Origin of the sequence: Rhizobium quercicola (genome assembly GCF_021168455.1) — a bacterium.
Classification (GTDB): domain Bacteria; phylum Pseudomonadota; class Alphaproteobacteria; order Rhizobiales; family Rhizobiaceae; genus Ferranicluibacter; species Ferranicluibacter quercicola.
Genome location: NZ_JAJOZR010000001.1, coordinates 144,758 through 162,727, shown reverse-complemented (window position 1 = coordinate 162,727; position 17,970 = coordinate 144,758). Strand labels below are relative to the sequence as shown.

General features: G+C 63.5%; 19 protein-coding genes. 7 read left to right on the top strand and 12 right to left on the bottom strand.

Going from position 1 to position 17,970, the window contains the following annotated elements:
• Positions 1-12: 12 nt before the first annotated feature.
• On the bottom strand, positions 13-1,011 hold the full coding sequence (locus LRX75_RS00730; protein WP_231811298.1) for a TRAP transporter substrate-binding protein: 999 nt from the start codon (positions 1,009-1,011) through the stop codon (positions 13-15).
• A gap of 280 nt (positions 1,012-1,291) precedes the next feature.
• On the opposite strand from LRX75_RS00730, the gene LRX75_RS00725 reads away from it, so the two are divergent.
• Positions 1,292-2,155: a D-amino-acid transaminase gene (locus LRX75_RS00725; RefSeq protein WP_231811297.1), complete on the top strand. Its 864-nt coding sequence runs from the start codon at positions 1,292-1,294 to the stop codon at positions 2,153-2,155.
• Positions 2,156-2,170: 15 nt separating this feature from the next.
• On the opposite strand, the gene glpK is transcribed toward LRX75_RS00725, so the two are convergent.
• The 11 genes from glpK to LRX75_RS00670 form a co-directional block, all read right to left on the bottom strand.
• A complete protein-coding gene (glpK, locus tag LRX75_RS00720) occupies positions 2,171-3,673 on the bottom strand; it encodes a glycerol kinase GlpK (protein ID WP_231811296.1) in 1,503 nt (500 codons plus the stop codon).
• A gap of 159 nt (positions 3,674-3,832) precedes the next feature.
• Positions 3,833-5,554: an ABC transporter substrate-binding protein gene (locus LRX75_RS00715; RefSeq protein WP_231811295.1), complete on the bottom strand. Its 1,722-nt coding sequence runs from the start codon at positions 5,552-5,554 to the stop codon at positions 3,833-3,835.
• 86 nt (positions 5,555-5,640) lie between these two features.
• Positions 5,641-5,922 carry a DUF2160 domain-containing protein gene (locus tag LRX75_RS00710; protein WP_231811294.1) on the bottom strand — a complete coding sequence of 94 codons (282 nt, stop codon included), beginning with the start codon at positions 5,920-5,922 and terminating at the stop codon, positions 5,641-5,643.
• 10 nt (positions 5,923-5,932) lie between these two features.
• A complete protein-coding gene (locus LRX75_RS00705) occupies positions 5,933-6,811 on the bottom strand; it encodes a carbohydrate ABC transporter permease (protein WP_231811293.1) in 879 nt (292 codons plus the stop codon).
• Positions 6,812-6,831: 20 nt separating this feature from the next.
• Positions 6,832-7,698 (bottom strand): carbohydrate ABC transporter permease, encoded by an 867-nt coding sequence (locus tag LRX75_RS00700; RefSeq protein ID WP_110728802.1) that lies wholly within the window; start codon positions 7,696-7,698, stop codon positions 6,832-6,834.
• A 3-nt stretch (positions 7,699-7,701) separates the two neighbouring features.
• Entirely contained in the window at positions 7,702-8,793 is a 1,092-nt protein-coding gene (locus LRX75_RS00695; RefSeq protein WP_231811292.1) for an ABC transporter ATP-binding protein, read from the bottom strand.
• Between the two features lie 10 nt (positions 8,794-8,803).
• Entirely contained in the window at positions 8,804-9,886 is a 1,083-nt protein-coding gene (locus tag LRX75_RS00690; protein ID WP_231811291.1) for an ABC transporter ATP-binding protein, read from the bottom strand.
• A 42-nt stretch (positions 9,887-9,928) separates the two neighbouring features.
• Positions 9,929-11,449: a glycerol-3-phosphate dehydrogenase gene (locus LRX75_RS00685; RefSeq protein ID WP_231811290.1), complete on the bottom strand. Its 1,521-nt coding sequence runs from the start codon at positions 11,447-11,449 to the stop codon at positions 9,929-9,931.
• Between the two features lie 124 nt (positions 11,450-11,573).
• The gene (locus LRX75_RS00680; RefSeq protein ID WP_113148810.1) at positions 11,574-12,335 is read right to left on the bottom strand and encodes a DeoR family transcriptional regulator; all 762 of its coding nucleotides are present in this window, start codon (positions 12,333-12,335) and stop codon (positions 11,574-11,576) included.
• A 60-nt stretch (positions 12,336-12,395) separates the two neighbouring features.
• Complete coding sequence (locus LRX75_RS00675; protein ID WP_231811289.1) at positions 12,396-13,322, bottom strand: ribokinase; 927 nt, start codon at positions 13,320-13,322, stop codon at positions 12,396-12,398.
• Between the two features lie 131 nt (positions 13,323-13,453).
• Positions 13,454-13,687 (bottom strand): BrnA antitoxin family protein, encoded by a 234-nt coding sequence (locus tag LRX75_RS00670; RefSeq protein WP_110728796.1) that lies wholly within the window; start codon positions 13,685-13,687, stop codon positions 13,454-13,456.
• Positions 13,688-14,103: 416 nt separating this feature from the next.
• Between LRX75_RS00670 and LRX75_RS00665 the strand changes: the two genes are divergently transcribed.
• The 6 genes from LRX75_RS00665 (at position 14,104) to LRX75_RS23240 (ending at position 17,484) form a co-directional block, all read left to right on the top strand.
• Entirely contained in the window at positions 14,104-14,313 is a 210-nt protein-coding gene (locus LRX75_RS00665; RefSeq protein ID WP_062478651.1) for a cold-shock protein, read from the top strand.
• 295 nt (positions 14,314-14,608) lie between these two features.
• Positions 14,609-14,989 carry a DUF6481 family protein gene (locus LRX75_RS00660; RefSeq protein ID WP_113148706.1) on the top strand — a complete coding sequence of 127 codons (381 nt, stop codon included), beginning with the start codon at positions 14,609-14,611 and terminating at the stop codon, positions 14,987-14,989.
• Between the two features lie 446 nt (positions 14,990-15,435).
• Complete coding sequence (locus LRX75_RS00655) at positions 15,436-15,729, top strand: hypothetical protein (protein ID WP_062596980.1); 294 nt, start codon at positions 15,436-15,438, stop codon at positions 15,727-15,729.
• Between the two features lie 274 nt (positions 15,730-16,003).
• Positions 16,004-17,026 (top strand): ribosome small subunit-dependent GTPase A, encoded by a 1,023-nt coding sequence (gene rsgA / locus LRX75_RS00650; protein ID WP_231811288.1) that lies wholly within the window; start codon positions 16,004-16,006, stop codon positions 17,024-17,026.
• 168 nt (positions 17,027-17,194) lie between these two features.
• Positions 17,195-17,323, top strand: coding sequence for a hypothetical protein (locus LRX75_RS23245; protein ID WP_269456008.1), 129 nt, complete (start codon positions 17,195-17,197; stop codon positions 17,321-17,323).
• A 35-nt stretch (positions 17,324-17,358) separates the two neighbouring features.
• Positions 17,359-17,484, top strand: coding sequence for a hypothetical protein (locus tag LRX75_RS23240; protein ID WP_269456007.1), 126 nt, complete (start codon positions 17,359-17,361; stop codon positions 17,482-17,484).
• The last annotated feature ends 486 nt before the right edge of the window (positions 17,485-17,970 follow it).

Below are 17,970 nucleotides of genomic sequence, written 5' to 3'. Positions count from 1 at the left end.
GGCCGGCTTTGATTACTGGCCGGCGGCCGCCTTGCGGACGGACGAGACGAAGTCTGCACCCCACTCCGCGCCGAACTTCTCATAGACGGGATCGACCATGGACCGGAACGGTCCTGCGTCCACCGTGGTCACCGTCACGCCCTTGGACTTCAAATCCTCGATGACCTTGGCGTAGACGTCGTCCAGCCTGCCGCGATACCAGGCGGTCGTCGCATCGACGGCCTTGAGGACGGCGGCCTGGTTCTCCGGGCTCAGGCTGTCGAAACGCTCCTTGTTCATGAACCAGTAGTTCGGCGTCCAGATGTAGTTCGAGACGGACAGGAACTTCGCGCTCTCATACCATTTCTGGTCCGCGAAATCGCGGATCTCCGGCTCGACGCCGTCCACGACATGCGACTGCAGCGATGTGTAGACTTCGCCGAACGGCAGGGACTGCGGCAAGGCGCCCAACTGTTCGATCGTCGCGAGAATGACCGGGTTCGGCGGCGTGCGCAGCTTCAGGCCCTTCATGTCCGCCGGCGTGGCGATGGAGGTGCTGACGGTCGCGAACTGGCGGAAGCCGGAATCGAGCGCGCCGAGCATCTTGAAGCCGTTGTCCGCGCCGGTGTCGAACACCTTCTTGCCCACCGGCCCATCGAGAAAGGCATGCGCCGCCTTGGCGTCCGAGAACAGGAACGGCAGGGTGACGACGTTCAGTTTGGGATCGATCGCATCGGCCACCCCACCGAGGCCGATATCGATCGAACCGGAGCCGACGCCATCCGCGATCGGCCCTTCGTCTCCCAGCTGGCCGTCCGGGAAAATCTGCACCGTCAGCCCGTCTTTCGTCTCCTTGGCCAGCGTGTCGGCGAACATGACGACGGCTTCTTGAATCAGGCTCTTCGAGCTCGACGCATGGGCAAGACGCAGCGTTTCGGCATGGGCGGATCCCGCGCAAAGGACAAGAAGCCCCGCGATGGCGGACGCGGACAATCGGCTGGCGTGCGCCAGAATAACGTTAGATTTGAACATGTTGCCCTCTTTGTCATTGTTATGACATCGAGTATGTGAGGCCTTTGTCGAGGGTTCAATCGGTAAAGCAAAAAAGTCGATTGTGAAGTGTTATTTCAGTATATCAAAACGTTATGGCGTCACACTTCGCCGCTGAAACGGCCGATGCCAACGTGGTCACGCGCTCGGATGCAGCAGCGAGCGCCTTCACAGAGACGGATGGGTTGACAGACGGAGGCGGCGATTGCATCGGTCAGCGCAGGCGCCATCCGTCAACCCGGCGCCGGCAAGGACACCGATCGTGAACAGGATCGTCTATCTCGACGGCGCTTGGCTTGCCGAGACCGAGGCCAAGGTTTCGGTTTTCGACCGCGGCTTTCTCTTTGCGGATGCCGTCTACGAGGTCACGGCCGTCATCGGCGGCCGGCTGATCGACTATGCCGGCCATGCCGCGCGGCTGCAGCGTTCGCTGAGCGAGCTATCCCTCGCCTGTCCGCTCGGCCCGGACGCCCTTCTCTCCGTCCATCGCGAGATCGTGGCGCGCAACGCGCTCAAGGAAGGGCTGATCTACCTGCAGATTTCCCGCGGCGCGGCAGACCGGGACTTCGTCTTTCCGAAAGCGGCGCGCCCGACGCTCGTGCTGTTCACGCAGGCCAAGGCCGTTCTCGACAATCCCTCCAACGCGACCGGCATTGCGGTCGTCACCCTGCCCGACCAGCGCTGGGCGCGCCGCGATATCAAGACGGTGCAGCTTCTCTATCCCTCCATGGCCAAGATGGAAGCCGTGCGACAGGGAGCCGACGATGCGTGGCTGGTGGAGGACGGCTTCGTGACGGAGGCGACGTCCGCCAATGCGCATATCGTGACCAGGGGCGGCACGCTCGTCACCCGTCCGCTGTCGCATGCCATCCTGCCCGGCATCACCCGCGCGAGCATCGTGTCGCTTGCGCGCGGTGCCGGCATTCCGGTCGAGGAGCGCGCCTTTACGCCCGAGGAGGCGAAAGAGGCGCAGGAAGCCTTCGTCACCTCGGCCACGAACTTTGCCCTGCCGGTCACGACCATCGACGGGACGCCGGTCGGCGACGGCCGGCCGGGGCCCTTAACGGCGCGCATGCGCGCCCTTTATATCGCCGATCGGTTGACGCTCACCGAACCTGTCACCTGACAGGGAAAGCGCACGTCACGCGGCGGAGCGATTCGTCAGGCAGCGCGCAACGCAGTCCTTCCAGCCGTCGATGCCGGCCTGGCGCGCGCCGTCGTCATCTTCGGGCGCGAAGCGGCGGTCGCATTGCCAGGCTTCGGCGAATCCGGCCTGGTCGGGCCAGAGGCCGGCGCGCGAGCCGGCAAGCCAAGCCGCACCAAGAACGGTGGTCTCCAGCACGACGGGGCGATCGACGGGGGCTGCAAGAATGTCGGCGAGGCGCTGCATCGTCCAGTCGGAGGCGACCATGCCGCCATCGACCCGCAAGACCGTCCGCTCGCGCTTGTCGCCCCAGTCCTTTTTCATCGCGTCCAGAAGGTCGTGCGTCTGGTAGGCCACGCTTTCCAACGCCGCACGCGCGAATTCGGCAGGGCCGGTGGCTCGCGTCAGGCCGAAGACCGCGCCGCGCGCGTCAGGGTCCCAGTGCGGCGCGCCGAGGCCGGTGAAGGCCGGCACGAGATAGACATGCTGGTTCGGGTCCGCGGTCTTTGCCAGGTCCTCCGCTTCCGACGACTTGGCGATGAAGCCCATCTCGTCGCGCAGCCATTGCACGGCCGCCCCGGCGATGAAGATCGAACCTTCCAACGCATAGGTCGTCTTGCCGTCGAGGCGGTAGGCGATGGTCGTCAGGAGGCGGTTCGAGGACACCACACGGTCCTCGCCGGTGTTGAGCAGCGCAAAGCAGCCCGTGCCATAGGTCGATTTCAGCATGCCGGGCGCAAAGCAGGCATTGCCGATCACGGCGGCCTGCTGGTCGCCGGCCACGCCGAGGATCGGGATTTCCGCGCCGAAGATTTCGGGAACGGTCACGCCGAAATCGGCCGCGCAATCCTTCACCTCCGGCAGCATGGCGCGGGGAACGGACAGGATGTCGAGTAGCGCGTCGTCGAAGCGGTTCTCGGAAATATCGTAGAGCAGCGTGCGCGATGCATTGGTGGCGTCGGTCACGTGCACCCGGCCGCCGGTCAGCTTGTAGATGAGCCAGCTGTCGATGGTGCCGAAGCAGACCTCGCCGGCCTCGGCGCGCGCGCGCAGGCCGTCCACGCTGTCGAGCAGCCAGGCGAGCTTGGTACCGGAGAAATAGGGGTCGATCAGAAGGCCGGTCTTCTCGGTGAACAGCGGCTCCAAGCCCCGCGCCTTCAGCTCGTCGCAGAAGCGCGCGGTGCGCCGATCCTGCCAGACGATGGCGCGGTGCACGGGCTTACCCGTCTCGCGGTCCCAGACGACGATGGTCTCGCGCTGGTTGGTGATGCCGATGGCAACGATATCGGTGGCCGCGATGCCGGCCTTCTCGATCGCCTTGCGGCTGGTGGAGAGCACGCTCTCCCAGATCTCGTCGGCATCATGCTCGACCCAGCCGGAGTCCGGAAAAAACTGCTGGAACTCCTGGCCCGAAACGCCGGCAATGGTCATGTTCGCGTCGAAGATCATCGACCGAGTGGATGTCGTTCCCTGATCGATCGCCAGAATGTAACCGCTCATTCGTCCTCGTCTCCCCATCGACCGAGCCCACGCCGGTCCGGCGCGCGCATTGCCTTGTCATTCCGCCCGCCCCACGGCCATGTCGCCGTTCGGACGCGCGGTCGTCAATAAGAGGCCGGGGCACGTTTCGCGCCCCGGCCGTTGTCTAGCGGGTCGGGCTTACTTCTGCCAGCTCTTCACGAGCTCGTCGTAGTTGACCGTGACCGGCTTCTCCTTCTCGTTCTCGATCTTCAGCTGCGGCGCGATGTTGCCCTTTTCGGCTGCATCCTTGCTCCAGTATTCGATATCGTGCTCCTCGGCGAGGTTCGGACCGATATCGCCCTGGACGCCGGCACGCTGCAGGCGCTGGAGCACCTTTTCCTGTTCGGCGCACAGCGAATCCATCGCTTCCTGCGGCGTCTTGTTGCCGGCGGCGGCATCGCCGATCGCCTGCCACCAGAGCTGAGCCAGCTTCGGATAGTCGGGAACGTTGGTGCCGGTCGGCGACCACTGGACACGGGCCGGCGAGCGATAGAATTCGACGAGACCGCCGAGTTCGGGCGCACGCTTGGTGAAGCTCTTGTCCTGGATGGTCGATTCGCGGATGAAGGTCAGGCCGACATGGCTCTTCTTCACGTCCACGGTCTTGGAGGTCACGAACTGTGCGTAGAGCCAGGCGGCCTGCGCGTTCTTCTCCGGCGTCGACTTCATCAGGGTCCAGGAACCGACGTCCTGATAGCCGAGCTTCATGCCCTCCTTCCAGTAGACGCCATGCGGCGACGGCGCCATGCGCCACTTCGGCGTGCCGTCCTCGTTGACGACCGGCAGGCCCTTCTTGACGGCATCGGCGGTGAAGGCCGTGTACCAGAAGATCTGCTGGGCGACGTTGCCCTGTGCGGGAACCGGGCCGGCTTCGCCGAAGGTCATCCCCTGGGCTTCCGGCGGTGCGTAGGCCTTCAACCAGTCGAGATACTTGACGATCGAGTAGACGGCGGCCGGGCCGTTGGTATCGCCGCCGCGGGCAACGCAGGAGCCGACCGGCTGGGACTTCTCGTTGACCTTGATGCCCCATTCGTCGACGGGCAGACCGTTCGGCAGGCCCTTGTCGCCGTTGCCGGCCATCGACAGCCAGGCGTCGGTGAAGCGCCAGCCGAGCGACGGGTCCTTCTTGCCGTAGTCCATGTGGCCATAGACCTTCTTGCCGTCGATCTCGCGGCCGGTGAAGAACTCAGCGATGTCCTCATAGGCAGACCAGTTGACGGGAACGCCCAGGTCGTAGCCGTATTTCGCCTTGAAGTCGGCCTTGTTCTTCTCGTCGTTGAACCAGTCGTACCGGAACCAGTAGAGGTTCGCGAACTGCTGGGTCGGCAGCTGGTAGAGCTTCTTGTCCGGCGCGGTCGTGAACGACGTGCCGATGAAGTCCTTGATGTCGAGCGTGGGCGAGGTCACGTCCTTGCCTTCGCCGGCCATCCAGTCGGTCAGGTTGCGCACCTGCTGGTAGCGCCAGTGCGTGCCGATCAGGTCGGAGTCGTTGACATAGGCGTCGTAGATGTTCTCGCCCGACTGCATCTGCGTCTGCAGCTTCTCGACGACATCGCCTTCGCCGATGAGGTCGTGCGTGACCTTGATTCCGGTGATGTCGGTAAAGGCCTTGGCCAGAACCTTGGATTCGTATTCATGCGTGGTCAGCGTCTCGGAGACGACCTTGATCTCCATGCCGGCAAAGGGCTTTGCCGCATCGATATACCACTGCATTTCCTTTTCCTGGTCGGCGCGCGAAAGCGTCGAGAGATCGCCGATCTCCTTGTCCAGGAACGTCTTTGCCTCGTCCATGCCGGCGAATGCCGACCCGGTAAAGGCGAGCAGCATGGCTGCCGTCGTTGTCAGAAGATGCCGTCGCATGAGTAGTCCTCCTCTTAAGGTTTCTGCGATTGCTGTCACGAGCGCCATGGACCCTCCCCTGGCAGACCCCGTGTCGTTCAGATGCCTCAGACCAGTTTGAAGACGCCGATGGCGTAGACAACGGACAGGGCAAGAGCCCACCACACGTTGGGGCCGATCAGCCCCAGCCATGCAAGGTGAATGAAGGCGCTGCCGAGCAGCGACACGAAGAGGCGATCCCCCCGTGTCGTCTCGAAGCGCAGGATGCCGACGCGCGGATGGCCGCCGGGCGAAAGGAATTCCCAGATCCCCATGCCGATCAGCAAGGCGAGAATCGTCACGAAGAACAGGACCGTCGGCAGCGTCCACGCCATCCAGGAGAAGTTCATGTCGGTCTCCTTACACGCGGCCGAGGGCGAAGCCCTTGGCGATGTAGTTGCGGACGAAATAGATGACGATGGCGCCGGGGATGATGGTGAGCACGCCGGCCGCCGCCAGCACGCCCCAGTCCATGCCCGATGCCGAGACGGTGCGCGTCATGATGGCGGCAATGGGCTTGGCATCCGTCGTCGTCAGCGTCCGGGCGATCAGAAGCTCGACCCAGGAGAACATGAAGCAGAAGAAGGCAGCGACACCGATGCCGGATGCGATCAGGGGAATGTAGATCTTCACGAAGAAGCGCGGGAAGGAATAGCCGTCGATATAGGCGGTCTCGTCGATCTCCTTCGGCACGCCGGACATGAAGCCCTCCAGGATCCAGACGGCGAGCGGCACGTTGAACAGGCAGTGGGCCAGTGCCACCGCGATGTGCGTGTCGATCAGGCCGAAGGCCGAGTAGAGCTGGAAGAACGGCAGGGCGAAGACGGCCGGCGGCGCCATGCGGTTGGTCAAGAGCCAGAAGAACAGGTGCTTGTCGCCGAGGAACCGGTAGCGCGAGAAGGCGTAGGCTGCGGGAAGCGCGGCCAGCACCGAGATCACCGTGTTCATCACCACATAGATGATCGAGTTGATATAGCCCTTGTACCAGGACGGATCGGTGAAGATCACCGCATAGTTTCGCAGTGTCGGCTGGTGCGGATAGAGCGAAAAGGTGCTGGTGATCTCCATGTTCGTCTTGAAGCTCATATTGACGAGCCAGTAGATCGGCAGGAGCAGGAAGACGATGTAGAGCGTCGGAACCAGCCAGGACAGGCTGACGCCCGTCGATGGGGCTGCTGCGCGGCTTGTGGTCGTCGATGTCGGCGTCTCGATCGCCGGATGGGACATTGCGGTGGTCATGGTTCTCCTCCCTCCCCGGATCAGTTCTGTGCGTCGCTGGTGGTCATCACGGTGTAGAAGATCCATGAGAGCAGCAGGATGATGAGGAAGTAGATGAGCGAGAGGGCGGCGGCCGGCCCGAGGTCGAACTGCCCGATGGCGGTCTTGACGAGGTCGATCGACAGGAAGGTCGTGGAGTTGCCGGGGCCGCCGCCGGTGATGACGAAAGGCTCGGTGTAGATCATGAAGCTATCCATGAAACGCAGCAGGAAGGCGATCAGCAACACGCGCTTCATCTTCGGCAGCTGGATATAGCGGAACACGGACCAGCGCGACGCGCCATCGATCTTGGCAGCCTGATAATAAGCGTCGGGGATCGAGACGAGACCGGCATAGCAGAGGAGAACGACGAGGCTCGTCCAGTGCCAGACGTCCATGACGATCAGCGTGATCCAGGCGTCGAAGACATTGTTGACGTAGTTGTAGGGAATGCCGAGCGCGGCCAGCGTGTAACCCAACAGGCCGATATCGACGCGGCCGAAGACCTGCCAGATCGTGCCGACGACGTTCCACGGGATCAGCAGCGGCAGCGACATCAGGATGAGGCAGACCGGCACGCCGAAACCTTTCTTCGGCATGTTCAGCGCGATCAGGATGCCGAGCGGGATCTCGATCGAGAGAATGATGACCGAGAACAGCAGGTTGCGCTGCAGCGCATCCCAGAAGCGCGACGAATGCAGCACCTGGATGAACCAGTCGGTGCCGGCCCAGAAGAACTCGTTGTTGCCGAACGTATCCTGAACCGAATAGTTGACGACCGTCATCAGCGGGATGACGGCGGAGAAGGCGACCAGCACCAGCACCGGCAGCACCATGAACCAGGCTTTGTTGTTCCAGGTCTTTTCCACGGCTCAGGCCCTCCCGTTCGCAGCGGTCGACGGATCGGAGACCCGCCAGCTGTCGGCATAGATGTTGACGGCGGCGGGATCGAAGGTGATGCGCGGCTCCGACGGGATCTCGCCGTTTTCGCCGAGAACGATCGCCATCGGCCGGTCGGCGAACAGTGCGCGCACGATCTTGTGGCGACCGATATCCTCGACCTTGGAGATCGTCACCGGCATGCCCTCGCGGCCGAGCCGCACGAATTCCGGGCGGATGCCGAGTTCCACCTTGGCGCCGCTGGCAATCTCCGGCCTGAAGCCGAGCGCCACCTGTCCGCCGCCGAGATCGGCTGTCGTGCCGTCGATGCGGGCCGGGATGACGTTCATGCCCGGCGAGCCGATAAAATAGCCGACAAAGGTGTGCTTCGGCTTTTCGAACAGTTCGGCCGGCGTGCCGATCTGCACGATCTCGCCGTCATACATCACCACCACCTTGTCGGCGAAGGTCAGCGCCTCCGTCTGGTCGTGCGTGACGTAGACCATGGTGAAGCCGAACTGCTTGTGCAGCCGCTTCAGCTGCGAGCGCAGCACCCATTTCATGTGCGGATCGATGACGGTCAGCGGCTCGTCGAACAGGATGGCGCTGACATCGTTGCGCACGAGACCGCGGCCAAGCGAAATCTTCTGCTTCTGGTCGGCCGTCAGACCGCGCGCGGTCTTCTTCGCCCAGGACGAGAGATCGATCATCTCCAGGATGTCCTTGACGCGGCGATCGACCTCGGCTTCCGGAACGCGGCGATTGCGCAAGGGGAAGGCCAGATTGTCGTAGACCGTCATCGTGTCGTAGATCACCGGGAACTGGAACACCTGCGCGATGTTGCGGTCCTGCGTCGGCAGATTGGTGACGTCGCGCCCGTCGAACAGGATGCGGCCTTCCGACGGCGAGACGAGGCCGGAAATGATGTTGAGCAGCGTGGTCTTGCCACAGCCGGAGGGGCCGAGCAGCGCATAGGCGCCGCCATCGTCCCAGTCATGGTGGACCTCCTTCAGCGAATAGTCGGCCGGCGATTTCGGGTTCGGGCCATAGGCGTGGCGGATATGATCGAGGCTGATGCGGGCCATGTCTGTCTCCTCACGCCGCTTGGTCGAGACGGCCGGAAATGGCCCGCCCGTCGGTGGAAAAGGCCATGAGATGGCGGGTGTCGAGTGTCAGGTTCACGGCGGTGTCGGGCTCGATGTTCAAGATGCCGGGCGACAGCATCACCCAGCGTGCGCCGGCGCTCTGGACGTGCACGAAGCTTTCCGATCCGGCGATTTCGCTGATAATGATCTGCGCCGGGAGCACCGCCGCCGTGTCCGAGGCCCCGTCGAGCGACAGGTGATAGGGGTGGAATCCGATGGTGCAGGGACCGTCGGCGATGTCGGCGAGGTGCGTCGGAACCGGCAGAAGCGGTGCGCCATCCTGCAGGAAGCTGCCGCCGGACTTCACCACCGCGAGCGTATTCAACGGCGGATCGGCAAAGGTCCTCGCCGTCACCAGATCGATCGGACGGCGGTAGACGTCGATCGTCGGGCCGAACTGGCTGATGCTGCCGTGATGCATGGTCGCGGTATGGCCGCCGAGGAGCAGGGCTTCGCCCGGCTCGGTCGTCGCGTAGACGAAGATGGCGCCGGAGGCTGCGAAGATCTTCGGCAGTTCCTCGCGCAGTTCCTCGCGCAGCTTGTAGTCGAGGTTGGCGAGCGGCTCGTCGAGCAGCACGAGGCTTGCATTCTTGACGATCGCACGCGCCAGCGCCGTACGCTGCTGCTGGCCGCCCGAGAGATTGAGCGGTGTGCGGGCGAGATAGGGCGTCAGCTTCATCAGCTCGGCCGCCCGCCTCACTTCGCGATCGATGGTGGCGGCATCCTTGCCGGCGATCCGCATGGGCGAGGCGATGTTCTCGTACACCGTCATGGCGGGGTAGTTGATGAACTGCTGGTAGACCATGGCAACCGAGCGATCCTGCACGCGCACGCCGGTCACGTCCTTGCCGTCGAACCGGATCGTGCCGGAGGTCGGCTTGTCCAACCCGGCCATCAGCCGCATCAGCGAGGTCTTGCCGGACAAGGTCGGCCCGAGAAGCACGTTGAGCGAGCCCCGCTGCAACACGAGGTTCGTCGGATGGATATGCGTATCCGCCCCTACGACCTTGGTGATATTCGTCAGTTCCAGCATGTCTTTCCTCCCAGCCCGCGGCGCTCCCTCCTTGGAGCAGCCTCAGGCGACGCAGCGCGCCGTCAAATCCTGCATGTCTTCCGCGAGCGCGCTCGCCTCGGTTCCCGAAAGGTTCAGTCCGAGTTTCGTGCGACGCCAGAGGATATCCTCCGCCGTGCGCGCCCACTCGTCCTCGATCAGATAGCGAACCTCGGCCTCGTAAAGATCCGCGCCATAATGCCGTCCAAGAGCCTCGATCGTCTGCGCATCGCCGACGATCTTGCGGGCCAGCGTTCCATAGAGCCGCACCAGACGGCGCGCATGGCGATCGCTGAGAAACCCGTACCGGTTCTTCAGCGCAGCCACCTCGGCCTCGTAGCCTGTCGGGGCGAAGTCGCCGCCCGGAAGCGTGCTCCGGCCCGTCCACGGCGCGCCCTTGTTGCCGATCGCTTCGCCGATCTTTTCCAGCGCGTGCTCGGCAAGACGGCGATAGGTCGTGAGCTTGCCGCCGAAGACGTTGAGCAGCGGCGCGGCACCATCCTCCGCTTCGACCTTCAGCACGTAATCGCGGGTCGCCTCCTGCGCCTTGGATGCGCCGTCGTCGAACAGCGGCCGGACGCCGGAATAGCTCCAGACGATATCCTCGCGGCGCACGGGTTCCGCGAAATACTCGCTGGCCGCCTTGCAGAGATAGTCGGTTTCCGCGTCCGTGATGCGAATATCCTTGGGATCTCCGGTAAAATCCTGGTCCGTCGTGCCGATCAGCGTGAAATCGCGCTCGTAGGGAATGGCGAAAATGATGCGGCCATCCGGGTTCTGGAAGAAGTAGGCCCTGGGATCATTGAATTTCTGGCGGATAACGATGTGGCTGCCCTGCACGAGGCGGACATTGTGAACCTGGTTCTTGCCGACCGCATTGGAGAGCACGCGGTCGACCCACGGACCCGCCGCATTGATCAGCATCCGCGCCGTGACGCGCCGGACCGGACCGCCCTTGCCTTCCTGGATATCGACCGCCCACAGCTTGCCCTCGCGCCGGGCGGAAATCACACGGCTGCGCGACAGGATCTCCGCACCGCGATTGGCGGCATCGCGGGCGTTCAGCACCACGAGGCGTGCATCATCCACCCAGCCGTCCGAATATTCGAAGGCCTTGGTAAAGAGCGGCTTCAGCGGCTTGCCGGCGGGATCGCGCCGCATGTCGAGCGTCTTCGTCGCCGGCAGAAGCTTGCGGCCGCCGATGTGGTCGTAGAGAAAGAGTCCAAGGCGGATGAGCCAGGCCGGGCGAATACCGCCCTTGTGAAACGGCAGCACAAAGCGCATCGGCCAGATGATGTGCGGCGCCATGGCCCAGAGCACTTCGCGCTCCATCAGCGATTCGCGCACCAGCCGAAACTCGTAATGCTCGAGATAGCGCAGGCCGCCATGGATGAGCTTGGTGGCGCCGGACGAGGTGCCGGACGCGAAATCGTTCATTTCGGCAAGGCCGACAGAGTATCCGCGGCCGACGGCGTCGCGCGCGATGCCGCAGCCGTTGATTCCGCCACCGATGACGAAAATATCGAAAGGTTCCTGCCCTGCCATGTCCCCCACCCCTTTCGCAATGCAACATAAATGCGCGCCTGCGAAACAGGGACATCTAAAGCGAAATAAAAACGAATGTCAAATGAAAGTGATTGCAAAACGACGTTTCGGGGCTGGGAAGTGATCAGGCCGTTTCCAGCAGCTCCACTTTGTGCTCGCGGCAGATGGCGCGAACGCTCTCGGACGGACACCGGTCGGTGATGAACGTATCGACCTGGGAGATGTGGGCGATGCGGACCGGCGCCGTACGATCGAACTTCGACGAGTCCGAGACCAGAATGACGTGACGGGCATTGGCGATGATGGCCTGGGCAACCTTCACCTCACGAAAATCATAGTCGAGCAGGGCTCCATCCTCATCGATGGCGGAGACGCCGATGATGGCGAAATCGACTTTGAACTGGCGGATGAAATCGACCGCCGCTTCCCCGACGATGCCGCCGTCGGACCCGCGCACGACACCGCCGGCAATGACGACCTCGAACTGCGGATAGACCCTCAAACGGTTAGCAACATTGATATTGTTGGTGATGACCATCAGCGACGTATGATCGACGAGCGCGTCGCCCACCGTTTCCGTGGTGGTGCCGATATTGATGAAGAGCGACGCATTGTCCGGAATGAGCGCGGCTGCGGCCCGCCCGATCGCCTGCTTCTCCACGGCCGCCATCGAGCGGCGCTCCTCATACTCCACATTCTCGTTGCCGCGCGGAAAGAGCGCACCGCCATGGATGCGGCTGAGCGCGCGAGCGTCGCAGAGGTCGTTCAGGTCCTTGCGGATCGTCTGCGGCGAGACGGAAAAACGGAGCGCGAGGTCCTCGACCAGCACACGGCCCTGCTCCCGCGCGATCGATACGATCTCGCGCTGACGCGATGATAGCAGCACGGTCACCTCCCCTTTCGTTTTCTTCAATCTAGGCAGAAAACGAAAGGAGCACAATCGACCTTAGCGCGTACCGGCAAGAACGGCCTCGATCTCGGCGACCGAGGGCATGGCGGGCGCCGTTCCGCGGCGGGTGACGGAGATGCCGGCGGTCGCGCAGCCGAATCGGACGGCCTCCAGCGGATCCCGCCCTGCGGAAAGGGCCGCGGAGAAACCTCCGACAAACGCATCGCCCGCGCCCGTCGTGTCAATCACCGGCCCGACGCTGAAGACCGGCAGGTGATGGGACTGCGCCGATGTGTGGAGAAGAACGCCACGACCGCCGAGCGTGATAACGGCCGCACCGGCGCCGCGCTTCAACAGAGCATCGCCGGCACACCGCGCATCGTCCAGCGTCTCGATGCCGAAGCCGACGAGAGCGGCCGCCTCGGTCTCGTTCGGAATGATATAGTCGCTCAAGCCGTACAGTGCGTCGGGGAAGGGCTCGGCCGGGGCTGGGTTGAACACGGTGACGACGCCGGCATTTCGCGCGATTTCGAGCGCATGCTGCGCTGCTGCCACCGGCTGTTCCAGCTGGGTGACGAAGATGGCGGATTGCTCGATCGTCGCGCGGGCAGCCTCGACATCCTCGACGCCGATCGTGCCGGCCGCGCCGGGATAGACGATAATGGCGTTGTCGCCATTGCTCTCGTTGACGTAGATGAAGGCCGCGCCGGTCGGCTCCGTCTCCATGACGGTGAGAACCGGCGTGACGCTGGCGTCCCGATAGGTCTTCTGCGCGAGATCGCCGAACGTGTCGCGGCCGATCTTCGAAATGAAGGAGACGGCAGCACCGGCGCGCGCCGCGGCGACCGCTTGATTCGACCCCTTGCCGCCCGGCCCGACCGCAAACCCGCTGCCACGGATCGTTTCGCCGACCACCGGCATGCGCGCTGCAAGATAGGCCGTGTCGGCCACGAAAATCCCGAGAATGGATACGCCGTTCTTCACGTGTCTTCTCCTCCCGTCCTCATGTCATCGTCGGAATTGACCGGCCGCCTCGGGCTGCGACCGGTCTCTCCTCCCCGATCGCCCGTGCATCGCCTTGCAAGCCAAGCAGCCCTTGGCGGGCTGCCGCGCGCTTAGCCCTTGTCGTTCATCGCGGCGCGCAGCGTCGCGTTCACCCGCTCCTGCCAGCCGGGCCCGCCGGACTGGAAATGCGCCAGCACGTCGCTGTCGATCTTCAGCGTCACCATTTCGCGAGTCTTGGGAACGACCTGACGCTCCACAGCAGGCGCGACGGGCTTCTTGACGGGTTTGAACAGCGCTTCGGCTGCATCCTTGGCGCTCATGGGCCTGCGGGGGGTGATCGCCATCGATCGTATCCTCATGTCGAGTGGAAAATCAGACTCTATCAGCAATTCCGATCGGACGTGACGGAATCCGCGTTGTTTTGAAAGCGTCCACAAGCGAATTTTCAGAAAAGCCGGATTGTGCGAAGGAAGCGCCCGGAAACAGGTCGGCACAGGGCCTCAGGGTGGATATTTTCCAGATCTACGACAGTATTTCGATGCGTTCTCCCCGATGATCCGCCATATCGGCGCAGCTAGCGGGCCACAAGCGTTTGACAAAGAGTGTTCCGTGCCGTACAAGATGTTCATCGATACTTTGTTTGCCGATCGTTTTTTTGCTGCGCCTTGCGCCACGTGATAAAATCCCCTCTCAAAAGTCGACAAAAATCCTGCCATGCGTCGTATGGCGGGCAACGAATATTGCACTGAAAGGGTTTATTATGACCACAGGCACCGTAAAATGGTTCAACGCTACCAAGGGCTTCGGCTTCATTCAGCCGGACGACGGCTCGGCTGACGTTTTCGTTCACATCTCGGCCGTCGAACGCGCCGGAATGCGCGAAATCGTCGAAGGCCAGAAGCTCGGCTTCGAGCTCGAGAAGGACCGCAAGTCGGGCAAGATGTCCGCCGGTTCGCTCCAGGCGGCTTAAGTCTTTCGCTCCCCTTGACCGCGGATGTACCGGCATGGGAAGCATGAGATGGTGAAAGGTCAGGCGGATGCCTGGCCTTTTTGCGTCGGCTGACAATCACGATCGGCAGCGTTTGCGGGTTTTGCCGGAGACGCATGGTCTTTCGGCCGGCGCGGATGTGAGGCATGATGCGACGGCAGGCCCCGATGGTCCTGCACGCTCGCCGACCCGCCCTGGTGGGCTGCCGCGGATCCGGTCCGTGCAGAAAGACGCGGCAGCATCGCTGCCATCGAGAAAGTAGAACAAGGAAGACACGTTGAGACACCCGAACGACAATGGCTTCAACGAGCGCCGCAAGACGGCGATCGAAGCCAAGAAGCAGCTTCTCGCCAAATTTGCCGCAGCCCCCAAGCCGACCGATCCGGAAATGCAGGCTCAGCTTGCGGCCCGCGAAGCGACCGCCAAGGCCCGTGAGGAGCGCCGCGCAGAACGCGAAGCCCTGAAGAAGGCCGAGAACGAACGCCAGATGGCCGAGGCTGCCGAGGCCGCCGCCGCTGCCGAAGCCAATGAGCGTGCCGAAGCCGAAGCCCGCCAGGCCGAAGTCAACGATCGCGTCGCCCGCGTCGTGGCCGACGAGGCCGCGCGCAAGGCCGAACGCGACCGCCGTTATGCGGCCCGCAAAGCCCGCCAGGGCTGATATTTTCCGGCGATCGGACGATGGCGGTGCCCTGCGCCGCCATCCCGCGGTCAGCCGGTTTTCCTATGCCGTGCCGAACATCGGTGTCGATGCGCCTCTTCTCCCTTGATCGAGCGCGGTTGCCGGAGCCCTGCAGCGCCCGACCGGCGAACTGGAAACAGCGCCATGCGTCCAGCAAGACGCGCTCCGGCCCGCTGTCATGCGCACGACCTGCTGCATCGTTTGCCCCGAGATCGACCCGATCGACGGAACCCTGCAGCAGTCACGACCGCCGAACTTAATGATCGGCGCTGACAAGCGACAGATCGGCCCGCGTTTCGCAAGGCCCGTCTGCCGTAGCATTCTCTTCGGCGGGCAACCGCTTGCAGCCTGCCGTGCCCGTGAGATCGTGAGATCGTGGCCCATGTGAATGTGGGAGGGCGCATATCCCACGTGAAGGACCCGAAATGACCACTCTAACACTGACGCCGACGCAGATCCGCGGATTGAAGCTCGCCAAGGACGGCAATCTCTTCCCGCAGGAGGCCAAGAAGTGGACGCACGAAAACGCCACCATCACCTATGCGAAGACCGACCGTTTCAAGGAACGCCCGCAGAAGATCAAGTTCGTGACGACCACGACGCTCGACGAACTGCGCGGCATGGGCCTGCTGCGCGCCATCGAGGCTGACAGCGCCCCGCTGGAAACGCCGCACGAAATCACGATGGCCGGCAAGATCTGGCTGCTCCAGAACAAATAGGCGATCCCCGGCCAATGCTCCGCAGCGGTGCTCCCATCGACGTCTTCTAGGCATCGATGGACGGCGTGCGTTTGCCAGGCAGTTCCGTTTCGGCGTTTCGGACGCTATCGCGGCCTGAATGCGCCGCGCAGGCCGTTCCGGCCTTGCCGACGGGCGTCGTTCGTCCCTATAGATAGGACATGCGGCTGTCACCGCGCGTCCATCCGATGGGCGAAAACGAAACCAGCATGCAAGGCCCGGACATGATCTCGCTCACGCATCTTCGGACACGGCTTTGACGGGGTCCGACGGGACGGATCGGCTCTGCCGCCTCGGCTGGTCGGACGTGTTCGCCGAGCAACTGGCGCCGGACGAAAGCGACCTCGACATTCTGCGCGTCTCCTCTGTCCATCGCTCGCGCATCGACGTGATCGATGTGGACGGCACGGCCGAGGTGATTTTGCCGGCCAATACCAACACGGCGGATTTCGCCGTCGGTGACTGGGTGCTGGCATCGCCGGTGACCGGCGATTTCGTCCGGCGTCTCAATCGCAAGACGGTGCTCCAGCGGCGCACTGAAGGCAGCCATGGGCAACAGCTTGCGGCCGCCAATGTCGATACGCTCTTCATCGTCACATCCTGCAATGCCGATTTCAATCCGGCACGGCTCGAACGCTACCTCATCATGGCGAACCAGGCCGGGACCCGGCCGGTCATCGTGCTGACGAAGGGCGATACGGTCGAGGACGCCGCATCCTACGAAACGCAGGCGCAGGCGCTGCAGCGCGACCTGCCGGTCGTGGTGCTCAACGCGCGCTCGCCCGACGCGCTTTCGAAACTCGCCCCCTGGTGCGGCCCGGGCGAAACGGTCGCCCTCGTCGGATCGTCGGGCGTCGGCAAGTCGACGCTGGTCAACACGCTCGCCGGGTCCGGTGCGGAAGCACAGCAGAAGACCAGCGAGATCCGCCAGCACGATGCCAAGGGTCGCCACACGACCACCGCCCGCTCGCTGCATTCCATCGCAGGCGGCGGCTGGGTCATCGACACGCCGGGCATCCGGACGCTCTATGTCAGCGACGTCACCGATGGTATCGACACCCTGTTTGCCGAGATCACCGAACTGGCTCCGCTGTGCCGCTTCCGCGACTGCACTCACCAGCACGAGCCGGGCTGCGCCGTCCAGGCGGCCATCGCCGGCGGCACGCTCGACGCCGCACGCCTCGAGCGCTGGCGCGGCCTGCTGGCCGAAAACCGAGAAAAGACGCCGGTTTCGAGCGGCCCGAAGGGCAACAAGATCTTCCGGAAGAAGAAGTACTAGCGGGCCGTCCGCGCCGTGCGGTCAAAGCCCGTCCGGCACGCCGGCGCAGCTGCGCAACCCATTGCCAACTCACCGATATGGGCGCAAGATGATGCCTTCGGCAGCACATGATGCGGGCGCTGCCGTTCGGGGTGATGAAGCCCCGGCCCCAAAGCGAAGGAGGACATCATGTCTTCCACACCGACCGCATTCGTTCCGACCGTCGCGTCCCAGACGGCGCTCGTCCTCGTGAAGGCGACGCCCGTTCTGTCGATGATCTTCATCACATACTGCACGCTCACGGGCTTCGTCTGGTAGACCGGTCGACCCCACAAACACTTTCGGAGGATATCATGGCCAAAGGTCAAGTTCGCGGCAACAAGGAAACCCGCAAGCCCAAGAAGGAAAAGGCCGCCGCAACCCCCGCACCCGCGCTCGGTTCGCAGGTCAAGGCCGCAGCCTCGGGCAAGAAGGGCTGATCCGCTTCCGCCCGTGCCGGTTGCGCCAACGCGCAACGGCACGGCCATTCCTGCCCGGTCTTCGTGACCAACGCTTCACCGTCGTCGGGCCGACGTTCAAGCAAACCATGTCCGTGCGTGAGGCCATTGCGCCGTCATCGGCCACGCCATCGCGAGCGCCCTGTTCCGACAACAGAGTCACAGGCACACCCCTCCTCTCCTTTCGTGCACCCAGCCCCTCAGCGGCCGCAAGTCGAACCTTCCCAGGCCAGCCCGTCTCGAATCGCACCGGCAGAGCGGGCACGCCCCATCCCAGCCCCCGGATTGCCCACGAAATATGCTTTAGCGGATGAAAGTTTTGGCATGCCGCCGAGATGTTCGGCAGGTTTTTACCGGACGGTAAATTTTTGACCTTTTGATAAATTTTCTTCTGGTGCATTCCCGTTTTTCGGTGCAGGTTTGCCGTCAAGCAGCGCCCGAGAGGCGCGGTTCAGGCGGACAAAAGAG

Excerpts from the sequence above, each read along its gene's own strand:
- LRX75_RS00710 (WP_231811294.1), bottom strand. The coding sequence starts at position 5,922 with ATGAACTTCTCCTGGATGGCGTGGACGCTGCCGACGGTCCTGTTCTTC.
- LRX75_RS00730 (WP_231811298.1), bottom strand. The coding sequence starts at position 1,011 with ATGTTCAAATCTAACGTTATTCTGGCGCACGCCAGCCGATTGTCCGCG.
- LRX75_RS00665 (WP_062478651.1), top strand. The coding sequence starts at position 14,104 with ATGACCACAGGCACCGTAAAATGGTTCAACGCTACCAAGGGCTTCGGC.
- LRX75_RS23245 (WP_269456008.1), top strand. The coding sequence starts at position 17,195 with ATGTCTTCCACACCGACCGCATTCGTTCCGACCGTCGCGTCCCAGACG.
- glpK (WP_231811296.1), bottom strand. The coding sequence starts at position 3,673 with ATGAGCGGTTACATTCTGGCGATCGATCAGGGAACGACATCCACTCGG.
- LRX75_RS00655 (WP_062596980.1), top strand. The coding sequence starts at position 15,436 with ATGACCACTCTAACACTGACGCCGACGCAGATCCGCGGATTGAAGCTC.
- LRX75_RS00695 (WP_231811292.1), bottom strand. The coding sequence starts at position 8,793 with ATGGCCCGCATCAGCCTCGATCATATCCGCCACGCCTATGGCCCGAAC.
- LRX75_RS23240 (WP_269456007.1), top strand. The coding sequence starts at position 17,359 with ATGGCCAAAGGTCAAGTTCGCGGCAACAAGGAAACCCGCAAGCCCAAG.
- LRX75_RS00690 (WP_231811291.1), bottom strand. The coding sequence starts at position 9,886 with ATGCTGGAACTGACGAATATCACCAAGGTCGTAGGGGCGGATACGCAT.
- LRX75_RS00670 (WP_110728796.1), bottom strand. The coding sequence starts at position 13,687 with ATGGCGATCACCCCCCGCAGGCCCATGAGCGCCAAGGATGCAGCCGAA.
- LRX75_RS00705 (WP_231811293.1), bottom strand. The coding sequence starts at position 6,811 with ATGACCACCGCAATGTCCCATCCGGCGATCGAGACGCCGACATCGACG.
- LRX75_RS00715 (WP_231811295.1), bottom strand. The coding sequence starts at position 5,554 with ATGCGACGGCATCTTCTGACAACGACGGCAGCCATGCTGCTCGCCTTT.
- LRX75_RS00685 (WP_231811290.1), bottom strand. The coding sequence starts at position 11,449 with ATGGCAGGGCAGGAACCTTTCGATATTTTCGTCATCGGTGGCGGAATC.